This window comes from Bacillus thuringiensis (assembly GCF_001182785.1).
Classification (GTDB): domain Bacteria; phylum Bacillota; class Bacilli; order Bacillales; family Bacillaceae_G; genus Bacillus_A; species Bacillus_A thuringiensis_S.
On record NZ_CP012099.1, the window covers coordinates 2,030,314 to 2,043,974 of the forward strand.

The following is a 13,661-nucleotide window of genomic DNA, read 5'->3' on the forward strand; positions in this document are numbered from 1 at the left end:
TTTTTTCTATTGCAAAATAGTCGATACCTCAAAATACCATTCTCCTAATAATTACGATTAACCATAATCTTCACAACGGAACAAAAGATTTTCTCACAACCTTATTTTCTACTGAATTTTTGACAATCTCTTGAACTGTGCGAAATGTCACATCTGTATTTTACAACCTCTCTTATAGTAAGGGTATGTAAGAGAGACGTATTAAAGGAGTGAACAGTATGAAGAAGAAACCTTCAGCACTAATGAGACGTTTAAAATATTTTTCACCAATAGATCGTTATAACGATAATCATACACAAGAAACATATGAAGATCGCGAATGGGAGAATGTGTACAGAAAGCGTTGGCAGCATGATAAAGTAATCCGTTCTACACATGGTGTGAACTGTACTGGTTCATGTAGCTGGAATATATATGTGAAAGATGGAATTGTAACTTGGGAAGGGCAGGAGCTTAACTATCCGACTACAGGTCCTGATATGCCAGATTTTGAACCACGAGGATGCCCGCGTGGAGCAAGTTTTTCTTGGTACATTTATAGTCCACTTCGTGTGAAATATCCGTATGTACGTGGTGTTCTTTGGAGTATGTGGCAAGAGGAACTACAAAATAACGAGTCACCACTAGATGCTTGGAAAAGTATTGTGGAAAACCCTGAAAAAGCACGTACGTATAAGCAGGCGCGTGGTAAAGGTGGATTTATTCGTGCGAATTGGGATGAAGTGTTACAACTCGTTTCAGCTTCTCTACTTTATACAGTAATTAAATACGGTCCAGACCGAAATGTTGGCTTTTCACCAATTCCAGCTATGTCGATGTTAAGTCATGCTGCTGGTAGTCGTTTTATGCAACTTATGGGTGGGCCGATGCTTAGTTTCTATGATTGGTACGCAGATTTACCACCAGCTTCTCCGCAAATTTGGGGCGATCAAACAGATGTACCAGAAAGTAGTGACTGGTATAACTCTGGTTACATTATGACATGGGGTTCAAATGTACCGATGACGAGAACACCAGATGCTCACTTTTTAGCAGAGGTTCGATATAAAGGAACGAAAGTCGTTTCTGTCAGTCCTGACTTCGCTGAATCTACAAAGTTTGCGGATGATTGGATTAGTGTGAAACAAGGTACAGATGGTGCACTTGCGATGGCAATGGGGCATGTGATCTTACAAGAGTTTTACGTAGATAATCAAGTGGAATATTTCACAAAGTATGCGAAGCAATATACTGATTTTCCTTTCTTTGTCACATTGAAACAAAAAGGAGATCAATTCGTTGCTGATCGTTTCTTAAACGCTGCTGATATTGGACGCGAAACGAAGTTAGGAGAATGGAAACCTGTTCTTTGGAACGAGAACACGAATGATTTTGCAACACCTCAAGGCACAATGGGCTCACGTTGGGATAACGAAAAGAAATGGAACTTGCGTTTAGAAGATGAAGAAACAGGTAAAAAGATTGATCCACGTCTTTCTTTACTTGGAATGGAAGAATCGATTGGAACGGTACAAATTCCGTACTTCTCTGATGATGGAAACAAAGTATTAGAACGTACAATTCCAGTGAAAAAGGTTATGACAGAAGAAGGCGAAGTGTTCGTTACAACTGTATACGACTTAACGTTAGCAAATTACGGCGTGAACCGAGGGCTTGGCGGACAAGAGCCGAAAGACTTCAATGATGATGTACCGTTTACACCTGCATGGCAAGAGAAAATGACAGGAGTGAAACGAGAACTAATTATTCAAATCGCTCGTGAGTTCGCACAAAATGCCGTTGATACAAATGGTCGCTCGATGATTATTGTTGGAGCTGGTATTAACCATTGGTTTAATTCTGATACGATTTATCGCGCAGTTTTAAATCTTGTTCTTCTAGTTGGAGCACAAGGAGTAAACGGCGGGGGATGGGCGCATTATGTTGGTCAAGAAAAGTTACGACCTGCAGAAGGATGGCAAACAATCGCGATGGCAAAAGATTGGCAAGGGCCACCAAAATTACAAAATGGTACATCTTTCTTCTATTTCGTAACAGATCAATGGCGCTATGAAGATACACCTGTTGGACATTTAGCATCACCAATTGAAGGTAACTCACGTTATCAACATCACGGTGATTACAACGTATTAGCAGCACGACTCGGCTGGTTACCTTCTTATCCGACATTCGAGAAAAATGGAATTGAATTATATAAAGAAGCTGTTGCTGCTGGCGCAACAACGCAAGAAGAAATCGGAAAATATGTTGCACAAAAATTAAAAGAAAAAGAACTGAAATTTGCGATTGAAGATCCAGATAATAAAAACAACTTCCCGCGCAACTTATTCGTATGGCGTGCGAATTTAATTTCAAGTTCTGGTAAAGGGCATGAATATTTCTTAAAACATTTATTAGGTACAACAAACGGATTAATGAATGACGATAGTGATTCATTACGACCAGAAGAAATTAAGTGGCATGAAGAAGCACCAGAAGGGAAGCTTGATTTACTCATTAATTTAGATTTCCGTATGGCTGGAACAGCACTGTATTCTGATATCGTCTTACCTGCTTCAACTTGGTACGAAAAACATGATTTAAGTAGTACAGATATGCATCCATTTGTACATCCATTTAATCCAGCAATCGGTTCACCTTGGGAAGCACGCTCTGACTGGGATATTTTCACTTCACTTTCTAAAGCTGTTTCAGATTTAGCGAAGAAGATTGATCTTGAACCAATGAAAGAAGTTGTTGCAACACCACTTCTTCACGATACACCGCAAGAATTAGCGCAACCACTTGGCAAGATTAAAGATTGGAGCAAAGGTGAGTGTGAACCAATCCCGGGTAAAACGATGCCGCAAATTCATGTTGTTGAAAGGGATTATAAAACGATTTATGACAAAATGACAGCACTTGGACCAAATGCCGGAAAACAACCGATTGGTACGAAAGGGATCTCTTGGTCAGCAGAAAAAGAGTATGAGCAATTAAAGAGCAAATTAGGAGTTGTTCGAACGGATACTATTGCGAAAGGTTGCCCAGACATAAAAGAAGCAATCAATGCTGCTGAAGCGGTATTAACGCTTTCTTCTACAACAAACGGTCATATGGCAGTAAAAGCATGGGAAGCACTTGAAAAACAAACAGATCTAAAATTACGTGATTTAGCAGAAGAACGTGAAGAAGAATGCTTTACATTCGAACAAATTACAGCACAACCGAAAACAGTAATTACTTCTCCGGCCTTTACAGGTTCAGAAAAAGGTGGACGACGTTACTCACCGTTTACAACAAATGTGGAACGTCTTATTCCTTGGAGAACGATAACTGGTCGACAATCTTTCTACTTAGACCATGACATGATGAAAGAATTTGGTGAAACGATGGCAACATTTAAACCAATTCTGCAACATAAACCGTTCCGTAAGTCACGCCCTGAAGTAGAAGGGAAAGAGATTACACTAAACTATTTAACACCGCATAATAAGTGGTCGATTCATAGTATGTACTTCGATTCATTACCGATGTTAACGCTATTTAGAGGTGGTCCAACTGTTTGGATGAATAAAGATGATGCGAATGAAGCTGGCGTCGCAGATAATGATTGGATCGAGTGCTTTAACCGTAACGGTGTTGTTGTAGCACGTGCTGTCGTAACGCACCGTATACCGAGAGGAATGGCATTTATGCACCATGCACAAGATCGCCACATTAACGTGCCTGGTACGAAATTAACAAGCACCCGCGGGGGAACGCATAATAGTCCAACCCGTATTCATGTTAAACCAACACATATGATTGGTGGATATGGCCAATTAAGCTATGGATTTAACTACTATGGTCCGACTGGGAATCAGCGTGACTTAAATGTTGTCATCCGTAAACTGAAGGAGGTAGATTGGCTTGAAGATTAAAGCACAAGTCGGAATGGTAATGAACCTAGATAAATGCATCGGCTGCCATACTTGTAGCGTAACATGCAAAAACACCTGGACAAATCGTCCAGGTGCGGAATATATGTACTTTAATAACGTAGAAACGAAACCTGGAATTGGTTATCCGAAACAATGGGAAGATCAAGAGAAATATAAAGGCGGCTGGGAATTGAAAAATGGTGAAATTCAGCTGAAATCAGGTTCGAAAATGAAACGTCTTATGAACATTTTCCACAATCCAGATCAACCAACAATTGATGATTACTTTGAACCTTGGAATTATGATTATGAAACATTAACAAATAGCCCGCAGCGTAAGCATCAACCAGTTGCTCGTCCGAAATCAGCAATTACAGGCGAATTTATAGACAAAATTGAATGGGGTCCGAACTGGGAAGATGATTTAGCTGGTGGACATATAACAGGATTACAAGATCCGAACGTAAAGAAAATGGAAGAAGAAATTAAAACAGATTTTGAAAACGTCTTTATGATGTATTTACCACGCATATGTGAACATTGTATGAATCCGTCTTGCGTATCATCTTGTCCATCTGGTGCGATGTATAAACGTGAAGAAGACGGCATTGTTCTTGTAGATCAAAATGCATGTCGTGCTTGGAGGTTCTGCGTATCATCTTGTCCATATAAAAAAGTGTATTTTAACTGGCAAACGAATAAAGCTGAAAAATGTACAATGTGTTTCCCACGTATTGAGGCTGGTATGCCAACAATTTGTTCAGAAACATGTGTGGGACGTATCAGGTATATTGGGGTAATGCTATATAACGCTGACAAAGTAAAAGAAGCGGCTTCTGTTGAAGACGAAAAAGATTTATATGAATCTCAGCTTACTGTTTTCCTAGATCCAAATGATCCAGAAGTGGCAGCTGAAGCGAAAAAACAAGGCATTCCTGAAGAATGGATTAAAGCAGCACAACAGTCACCAATCTATAAAATGATTATCGATTGGAAAATTGCTCTGCCTCTTCATCCAGAGTACCGTACAATGCCGATGGTTTGGTATATTCCGCCGCTTAGCCCAATTATGAATATGGTGGAAGGGAAAGGCAGTAACTGGCAAGCAGAAGAGATTTTCCCTGCTATCGATAATATGCGTATTCCAATTCAATATTTAGCGAATCTACTCACTGCAGGGGATGAAGCGCATATTCGTCTTACATTGAAGAAAATGGCTGTTATGCGAACGCATATGAGAGCGCTACAAATTAATAAAGAGCCAAATGAAGCGGTATTAAAAGAACTTGGTTTAACGAAACAGGATGTAGAAGATATGTATCGTCTTCTTGCTATTGCGAAATATAAAGATCGCTTCGTCATTCCGGGCACTCACCGTGAACAAGTGGCAGATTTATATAGCGAACAAGGAAGCTGTGGTTTAGCATTCGCAGGTGGTCCAGGCTCTTGTATGACAATTTCTTAAATAAAGGGGGCAGAAAATGATGAAACAAAGTTTACAAACTGCTTTTTCTTGTTCTTCTTTTCTTCTCTCCTATCCTGAACTAGGGTGGAGAGAAGCTGTAACTGAATTGCAAGAAGAGATTGAAACGATAGAAAAAGAAGAAGTTAAAGCATTACTTACAGCCTTTATAAAGCAAGCGCTAGATAAAACGAATGATCAACTCATTGATAGTTACGTATATACATTCGATTTTGGTAAGAAAACAAATATGTATCTTACTTATATGAACACTGGTGAACAAAGAGAAAGAGGTATTGAATTATTAGAGTTAAAGCAGCATTATAAAAAATCTGGTTTTGAAGTAACGGATAAAGAACTACCTGATTATTTACCACTTTTTCTTGAGTTTTTTGCAAATGCAAATGAGCAAGACAGTGAACCAATTATGAATAAATACACGGAGAATATACAAGCATTACACGTTCAATTAAAAGAAGCAGGTAGTATGTATGAACCAATTCTTGCGACTGTGCTACTCGCTATCGAAGCATGGGGTGTACAGACAAATTAGAAAGGAGGGTTGTTAAAATGATGGATCAATTTCTATGGGTATTGTTTCCCTATATCATTTTTGCAATCTTTATCGGTGGACATATTTTTAGATACAATTATGATCAATTTGGATGGACATCAAAATCTAGTGAACTATTAGAAAAGAAAATGCTTCGGGTCGGAAGTCTATTATTCCACTTTGGGATCATGTTCGTAATTGGCGGTCATGTTATGGGGATTTTAATTCCAGAAGCTGTATACCGCTCAATAGGTATTTCTGAGCATATATATCATGTAGTAGCAATTAGTTTTGGGCTTCCGGCAGGTGTTGCTTCTATTATCGGTTTAATTATATTAACGTACCGCCGCGTAACAGTAAAACGTATCATTGCAACGAGTACAAAGGGAGATTATATTGCGCTTATTTTATTACTTATCGTAATGCTAGCAGGACTTTCTTCAACATTTTTAAATATCGATTCAAAAGGATTTGATTATCGTACAACGATTGGTCCTTGGTTCCGAAGTCTCTTTATTTTCCAACCGAAAGTTGAATATATGATGGAAGTACCAGTTTGGTTTAAAATTCACATTCTTGCAGGGATGGGTCTATTCGCAGTATGGCCATTTACAAGACTTGTACATGTATTTAGTGCCCCAATTAAATATGTAAGCCGTAGTTATGTAATTTACAGAAGACGTATTCCTAATGAGTTGAAAAAATAATACTGCTGTAAACGGATAGGAGCTAATGGTTAAAACGAAACGAGGTCTAATATGGAAGGCCTCGTTTTTGTTTATATAGGGAATAACCGTTAATAAGTAGCTTAAATTGAAAAAAGATTAGCATCTAAATAAGATGCTAATCAATGCTGCAAACAGAAGCAGAGCAATCTTCACAGGCAATTTCACATTTTAAAAATTGTAAATCGTGGATCGTAATCTTTCCTTTATGAATCGAAATTGTACCTTGCTTTTTTAATTCATTTAACATTCGATTTACACTTTCACGTGAAGTTGCACAGAAATTAGCAAGTTCTTGATTCGTTAATGGTAAATCGATGAGAATCCCATTTTCTTTTAATACACCGTAACTATTTGTCATTCGTATAAGAGTAGAATACAGGGCACCTTTTTTGCCGTGTAATACTAAATCTCGGAACTTCGTTTGCATTCTTCTTAAATGTTCACTAATCCATTTCATAAATTCAAATACAAGTGCGGGTTTTTGGAGTAATGCTTTTTCTAAGGTTTCACGCTTTATAACTCCTACTTCAACATCTTCAAGGCATTTTGAATTTAATAAATACTTCGCATTGTCCGTGAATAATGTTAATTCTCCAATAATGTCGTATGCCGAACAAATACGGAGTGTTAATTCTTGCCCGTCAGCACTTAATTTACTAATTTGTACTTTTCCTGAGTGGATGATATAGAGCTCTGTTGCCTCCATACCCTCTTGAAAAATAAAACTACCTTTTTTAATTTGCATTTTATATTCAACAGATGCAAGTAATTCTTTTAAATCTTGAGATAATGTCATACTGTTTGCCACAGTGATCACCTTTCTTCTTATAAGCAATACATTTCCTATTTTGAGTGTAAGTATGATGAAAATGCAAGAGCTATTTTAAAAATAAATTGAAATTTCAATGACCGTAAAGGGAAGAGATTTTCAGTTTTTAGTTTGAAAAATGCAATAGACAAAGCGGATGAGAGTAAAGATGTGAACAAAATTCGAACGGATTTGTGAAGAATTTTTGAATGGGGAAAGTAATGTGAGAAAAGTCACATTGAATATGTAACTTCTTTTTTATAATGAAGGCAAATAAAAAACGAAAGCTTACTAAGGATTGCAGCAGAAAAGAAGGGATATAGATGCATGAGAACATGAAAGATTCTTTAGAACGGCCACTTCAAGATTTACGTATTTCAGTTATTGATCGTTGTAATTTTAGGTGTACATACTGTATGCCTGCTGAAGTGTTCGGACCTGATTACGCTTTTTTACAGGAAGAGCTTTTACTAACGTTCGATGAAATAGAAAGATTAGCGAGATTATTTATAAGTATGGGAGTCAATAAAATTAGGCTTACTGGCGGTGAACCGTTATTGCGTAAAGACTTACCGACGTTAATTGTAAGACTTGCAAAGCTAGAAGGCTTAAAAGATATTGGACTCACAACAAATGGTATTCATTTAGCAAAACAAGCAAAGGCGTTAAAAGAAGCGGGATTAAAACGTGTAAATATTAGTTTAGATGCGATAGAGGATTATGTCTTCAAAAAAATTAATGGACGAAATGTAAGCACAAAACCTGTATTAAAAGGAATTGAAGAAGCAAAGAACGCAGGGTTAGAAGTAAAGGTAAATATGGTCTTAAAAAAAGGAATGAATGATAGTCAAATTCTTCATATGGCTCGTTACTTTAAAGAACAAGAAATTCAGCTCCGTTTTATAGAGTTTATGGATGTGGGCAGTACAAACGGCTGGAACTTTGAACAAGTCATTACGAAGGAACAATTAATAGAGAAGATTAATCGTGTATATCCGATTGAGCCTGTTAAACCTCGTTACTTTGGAGAAGTTGCGAAATTGTATCGATATGTAGGGAGTGATGCAGAAGTTGGATTTATTACTTCAGTATCTGAGTCATTTTGTTCTTCTTGTACGAGAGCTCGTATTTCGGCAGACGGCAAGTTTTTTACGTGCTTATTTGGAGAAAAAGGAACGGACTTACGAACGCTTCTTAGAGAAAATATTTCGGATGCATCACTACTAAAAATTCTCAAACATACATGGGAGTTTAGAACAGATCGATATTCAGATGAAAGAACTGCTGAAAGTACAAATAAACGTCCAAAAGTTGAAATGTCTTACATTGGTGGATAACGAAAGGAGGATTCCATATGAAGGAGCGTTATTCAAGGCAAGTATTGTTTTCTAGAATTGGTGAAATGGGACAAAGAAAAATAAGAGAAAAGCATGTGCTTCTAATCGGTGCGGGTGCACTAGGAGCTGCAAATGCAGAAGCGCTCGTTAGGATGGGAATTGGGAAATTGACAATTGCTGACCGTGACTACGTCGAATGTAGTAATTTACAACGGCAACAGTTATATACAGAAGAAGATGCACAGCAGTGCAAACCGAAAGCAATTGCAGCGGCAGAGCATTTAAGAAAGATTAATTCTGAAGTGGAAATTGTACCAGTTGTAACGGATGTCACACTGCAAGAAATAAAAGAGTTAACAAAAGAAGTGGATCTCATAATAGATGCGACTGACAATTTTGATACGCGCCTACTTATAAATGATATTTCACAAAAAGAAAATATACCTTGGATATACGGTGGATGTATTGGAAGTTACGGTGTAACGTATACAATTCTTCCAGGGAAAACACCATGTTTTCGCTGCTTAATGGATCATCCTATGGGCGGTGCAACATGCGATACAGCAGGAATTATTCAACCAGCTGTACAAATGGTCGTTGCACATCAAGTAACAGAGGCTATGAAAATATTGGTGGATGATTTCGAGGCGCTAAGAGGGACAATGTTATCATTTGATATTTGGAACAATCAGCATCTCTCATTAAAAGTAAATAGACAGAAGAAAAATACATGTCCATCTTGTGGAAATACACGCACGTATCCAAGTTTAACATTTGAAGCACAGATGAAAACGGAAGTGCTATGTGGACGGAATACGGTTCAAATCCGTCCAGGGATAAAACGTGTTCTTCATTTAGAGGAAGTTCAAAAACGATTACAAAAAAGTGTACATGTCCAAAAAACGCCTTACTTACTATCATTTCTAATTGATGAATATCGTTTCGTTTTATTTACAGACGGTAGGGCATTTATTCATGGAACAAATGATGTGAAAATAGCAAAACGATTATACGCTAAATATATAGGCTGACTAGAAAGTAAGTTTCACGTTCCAAAAACGAGGTGAAAAAAGAATGTTAGAAAAACGTACACCAATCTCAGTGGCAGAAGCAGTTGCACGAGTAATGGAATATGCTTACCAAGGTGAAATAGAAAAGGTTTCTCTTATAGAAAGCTACGGTAGAACGCTTGGAGAAGATGTTATTGCAGATCATGATGTCCCGCATTTTGATCGCTCTCCGTACGACGGGTTTGCGATTCGAGCAGAAGATACGAAAGAAGCCAGTAGCAGTAACCCGATTATGTTTGAAGTAATTGGTGAAATTGGAGCAGGTTTTGTTTTTACAGAAGAAGTGAAAGCATTTCAAGCTGTCCGTATTATGACAGGAGCCGCAATTCCAGCAGGGTGTAATGCGGTTGTTATGTTAGAGCTAACGGAAGCATTTGCAGAAAACGAAAAGACTTATATGGCATTAAAACGCTCTTTCGCTGCTGGTGATAACATTTCTTGTAAAGGAGAAGATGTAAAACAAAATAGCATCCTTGTGAAAAAAGGGACTGTTATTAATCCAGGAGTAGCAGCGCTTCTTGCTACGTTTGGTTATAGTACGGTATATGTTGTAAAACAGCCAGTCATTGGAATTGTAACGACAGGAAGTGAACTGCTCGAAGTACATGAACAATTAAAGCCAGGAAAGATTCGAAATAGTAACTCTTATATGGTAGCTGCTCAAATTGAACGAGCAGGCGGAATTGTACAGTATTATGGGCAATTCGCTGACGATTTTGAGACGTGTTATAACATTGTAAAAAAAGCGATAAAAGAAGTTGATATATTAATTACAACTGGTGGCGTTTCAGTAGGAGACTATGATTATTTACCGGCTATTTATGAGGAATTACAAGCAAATGTACTTTTCAACAAAATAGCGATGCGACCAGGAAGTGTGACAACTGTAGCTGAGCTAGAAGGAAAACTATTATTTGGTCTATCTGGTAATCCATCTGCTTGTTATGTCGGTTGTGAATTATATGTTCGACCAGTCATTGAAACATACTTGCATAAGAAAAATCCCCACTTATATCGTGTAGAAGCAATTTTACAGAAAGACTTTCCAAAAGCAAATCCGTTTACTCGTTTTGTAAGAGGGAGAGTGGAAATTGTAGATGGCCAATTGCAGGTTACACCAGTTGGTTTAGATAAATCTAGCGCAATTTCTTCACTTGCAGAAGCGAATGCATTTATCGTTTTGCCAGGGGGAACGAGAGGATTTGAAGCAGGAATAACTGTTTCGGTACTGTTATTAGAATTAAACGTCGGAAGTGAGTGGCCATGGAAAGAACCACTTCAATCATACAAGTAATAGGAAAATAGGTTGCTAATTTATACAAAGATAAGAGGTGCAAGATGACACAAACGTATTATGAAGTAATTGATACACCTATTTCAATTAAAAGTGTTACTAGCAAAGTAATTCGGCGCGAGTGTGGTGCGGTTACTACTTTTATTGGTACTGTCAGAGAATTTACGAAAGGACGTCGCACGTTATATTTAGAGTATGTTGCTTATAAAACAATGGCGGAAAAACAACTTGAGAAGATTGGTACCGAGGTCGAGGAGAAGTGGCCTGGGACATATGTGGCAATTACACATCGCATTGGTACGTTACAAATTTCGGATCTTGCTGTTGTCATCGCTGTTTCTACACCACACCGGAAAGCTGCATATGAGGCGAACGAATATATTATGGAGCGTATAAAGCAAATGGTGCCGATTTGGAAGAAAGAGTTTTGGGAAGATGGAGAGTCGTGGATAGGCGATCAGTTAGAGAAAACAGCATATAGTAATGGCGAGCCTGGAAAGGAGATGAGAATATGATTAAAGTACTATTATTTGCACATTTGCAAGAAGAAGTAAGTAAGCCAGCATTACACATAGATTGTGAAAATATTACGGTTGCGGAACTCAAGGAAGTCCTCAATAAGAAATACAACGTAGCAATTTCAAGTGAGATAATGGTCGCTATAAATGAAGAGTATGCAAATGAGGATGACATCATTCAAGTTGGCGATGTCGTAGCCATGATTCCGCCAGTAAGTGGTGGTTGATTCTTTTCAGCCTAATCATGTTAGGACGTGATTAGGCTGGAGAGAATGAATATAACTATGCATACATAGGAGGGAACAGGATGAAAAGTCCTAATTTTCAATTAAGTTTACAAACTTCTAATCTAGTTATCGGTTTTATGGTATGGGTCATTTTATCATCATTAATGCCTTATATTAAAGCGGATATTCCATTAACTGCGGGACAAATTTCTATAGTAACAGCAGTACCGGTTATTTTAGGTTCTGTTCTTCGCATTCCAATTGGTTATTGGACAAATCGTTTCGGAGCAAGAAAATTATTCTTTATTAGTTTTATTTTATTATTATTTCCTGTCTTTTATATTAGTGTTGCCAATTCTATGATGGATTTAATTATTGGTGGATTATTTGTCGGAATCGGTGGTGCTGTATTCTCTGTAGGGGTAACTTCTTTACCAAAATACTTTCCGAAAGAGAGTCACGGTTTTGTAAATGGTATTTACGGTGTAGGTAATGCTGGAACAGCAATTACTTCATTTTTAGCGCCTGTTATCGCAACTTCAGTTGGCTGGAGAGCGACAGTACAGTGTTATTTAGTTTTACTTGCAGCATTTGCACTTATGAACTTTTTATTAGGCGATCGTAAAGAGAAAAAGGTGAATACACCATTAATGGAACAAATAAAAGGTGTATATAAAAATGAAAAACTTTGGTTTTTATGTATCTTTTACTTTTTAACATTCGGATCATTTGTCGCATTTACCGTATACTTACCAAACTTTTTAGTATCTCACTTCGGATTAGAGAAAGTAGATGCAGGTATGCGGACAGCTGGATTCATCGTACTCGCAACAATTATGCGCCCAATTGGTGGTTGGCTCGGTGATAAGTTTAATCCATTTAAAATATTAATCTTCGTATTTATCGGTTTAACACTTTCAGGTATTATTTTATCATTTATGCCAAGTATGAACGTGTATACATTTGGTTGCCTACTAGTCGCATTTTGTGCAGGAATCGGAAATGGTACAATCTTCAAACTCGTTCCAATGTACTTCTCTGAACAAGCGGGAATTGTAAATGGACTCGTATCAGCTTTAGGTGGACTAGGAGGATTCTTCCCACCGCTAATTTTAACATTACTATTCCAATTAACAGGTCATTATGCAATTGGATTTATGGCGTTATCAGAAGTCGCACTTGCTTGTTTAATCATTACAGTATGGATGTATAGCCAAGAGAAATTGTTAGTGATGTTAAAGAATCATTAATAAGGAAAAAGAACTGTCCCAAAGTATTTTGGGACAGTTCTTTTTGTAATAGGCTTCAACATGTTTTTATTGCTATCTCAACAAACGCTCGTTTTCTAAAAGAATGTGCTTTTAAAATGAAAAACAGAAGGTTTATGGAATTTTATTTTAAAATATAGAAGTCAAAAGTTATTCAATTAAAGGGTAGATTAGTGAAGGAAATCTTAAATCTATTCTAAAGATCGAACTCATTTTTAGAATGCAAATATTTAATTGAATCGGGATGTTTAGATGCAAAAAAATATAAGTCCACTCAAGATAAACAAGTATCAGGTGTGTGAGGTGGTTTAAGCGACAAGTATGGAATTGATGTAAGTATTCTTCGCATAGTAACTGCAGTATCAGATTTTTTTAGGGCCAAATTTTTTGGTAAGGCTAACGGATATTGTGAAAAAAGTACTCTTAAACTAAAGAATACAGTTTAGTTCGATAAGATAAAGTTATGAATTTGTATAAATAATCCATAATTTTCT

Annotated in this window: 11 protein-coding genes and 1 pseudogene; 11 read left to right on the plus strand and 1 reads right to left on the minus strand. The window is 37.3% G+C overall.

Annotation, left to right across the window (positions count from 1 at the left end; translation table 11 throughout):
- Positions 1–218: 218 nt before the first annotated feature.
- The 4 genes from AC241_RS10670 to narI are packed head-to-tail and all read left to right on the plus strand — an operon-like array spanning position 219 to position 6,624.
- Complete coding sequence (locus tag AC241_RS10670) at positions 219–3,902, plus strand: nitrate reductase subunit alpha (RefSeq protein ID WP_050843384.1); 3,684 nt, start codon at positions 219–221, stop codon at positions 3,900–3,902.
- Positions 3,892–5,367 (plus strand): nitrate reductase subunit beta, encoded by a 1,476-nt coding sequence (gene narH, locus AC241_RS10675; protein WP_050843386.1) that lies wholly within the window; start codon positions 3,892–3,894, stop codon positions 5,365–5,367. The genes AC241_RS10670 and narH overlap by 11 nt, the downstream gene beginning before the upstream one ends.
- 19 nt (positions 5,368–5,386) lie before the next feature.
- On the plus strand, positions 5,387–5,917 hold the full coding sequence (gene narJ, locus AC241_RS10680) for a nitrate reductase molybdenum cofactor assembly chaperone (RefSeq protein ID WP_050844825.1): 531 nt from the start codon (positions 5,387–5,389) through the stop codon (positions 5,915–5,917).
- A gap of 17 nt (positions 5,918–5,934) precedes the next feature.
- Positions 5,935–6,624, plus strand: a complete 690-nt coding sequence (gene narI, locus AC241_RS10685; RefSeq protein WP_016081882.1) for a respiratory nitrate reductase subunit gamma — start codon at positions 5,935–5,937, stop codon at positions 6,622–6,624.
- 136 nt (positions 6,625–6,760) lie between these two features.
- Here narI and AC241_RS10690 read toward each other — a convergent pair whose 3' ends face one another.
- Complete coding sequence (locus AC241_RS10690; protein ID WP_000013863.1) at positions 6,761–7,453, minus strand: Crp/Fnr family transcriptional regulator; 693 nt, start codon at positions 7,451–7,453, stop codon at positions 6,761–6,763.
- 323 nt (positions 7,454–7,776) lie between these two features.
- Between AC241_RS10690 and moaA the strand changes: the two genes are divergently transcribed.
- The 7 genes and pseudogenes from moaA to AC241_RS32825 form a co-directional block, all read left to right on the plus strand.
- Positions 7,777–8,790 (plus strand): GTP 3',8-cyclase MoaA, encoded by a 1,014-nt coding sequence (gene moaA, locus AC241_RS10695; protein WP_050843388.1) that lies wholly within the window; start codon positions 7,777–7,779, stop codon positions 8,788–8,790.
- Between the two features lie 17 nt (positions 8,791–8,807).
- Complete coding sequence (locus tag AC241_RS10700; RefSeq protein ID WP_050843390.1) at positions 8,808–9,821, plus strand: molybdopterin-synthase adenylyltransferase MoeB; 1,014 nt, start codon at positions 8,808–8,810, stop codon at positions 9,819–9,821.
- A 43-nt stretch (positions 9,822–9,864) separates the two neighbouring features.
- Positions 9,865–11,154, plus strand: coding sequence for a molybdopterin molybdotransferase MoeA (locus AC241_RS10705; protein ID WP_050843392.1), 1,290 nt, complete (start codon positions 9,865–9,867; stop codon positions 11,152–11,154).
- Positions 11,155–11,198: 44 nt separating this feature from the next.
- Positions 11,199–11,669, plus strand: a complete 471-nt coding sequence (locus AC241_RS10710) for a molybdenum cofactor biosynthesis protein MoaE (RefSeq protein WP_050843395.1) — start codon at positions 11,199–11,201, stop codon at positions 11,667–11,669.
- Positions 11,666–11,899 carry a molybdopterin converting factor subunit 1 gene (gene moaD, locus AC241_RS10715; protein WP_048564462.1) on the plus strand — a complete coding sequence of 78 codons (234 nt, stop codon included), beginning with the start codon at positions 11,666–11,668 and terminating at the stop codon, positions 11,897–11,899. The genes AC241_RS10710 and moaD overlap by 4 nt, the downstream gene beginning before the upstream one ends.
- An 80-nt stretch (positions 11,900–11,979) precedes the next feature.
- Positions 11,980–13,149 (plus strand): nitrate transporter NarK, encoded by a 1,170-nt coding sequence (gene narK / locus AC241_RS10720; RefSeq protein ID WP_000841859.1) that lies wholly within the window; start codon positions 11,980–11,982, stop codon positions 13,147–13,149.
- A 251-nt stretch (positions 13,150–13,400) separates the two neighbouring features.
- A pseudogene (locus AC241_RS32825) lies at positions 13,401–13,553 on the plus strand (PspC domain-containing protein); the annotation flags it as partial.
- Positions 13,554–13,661 lie beyond the last annotated feature (108 nt).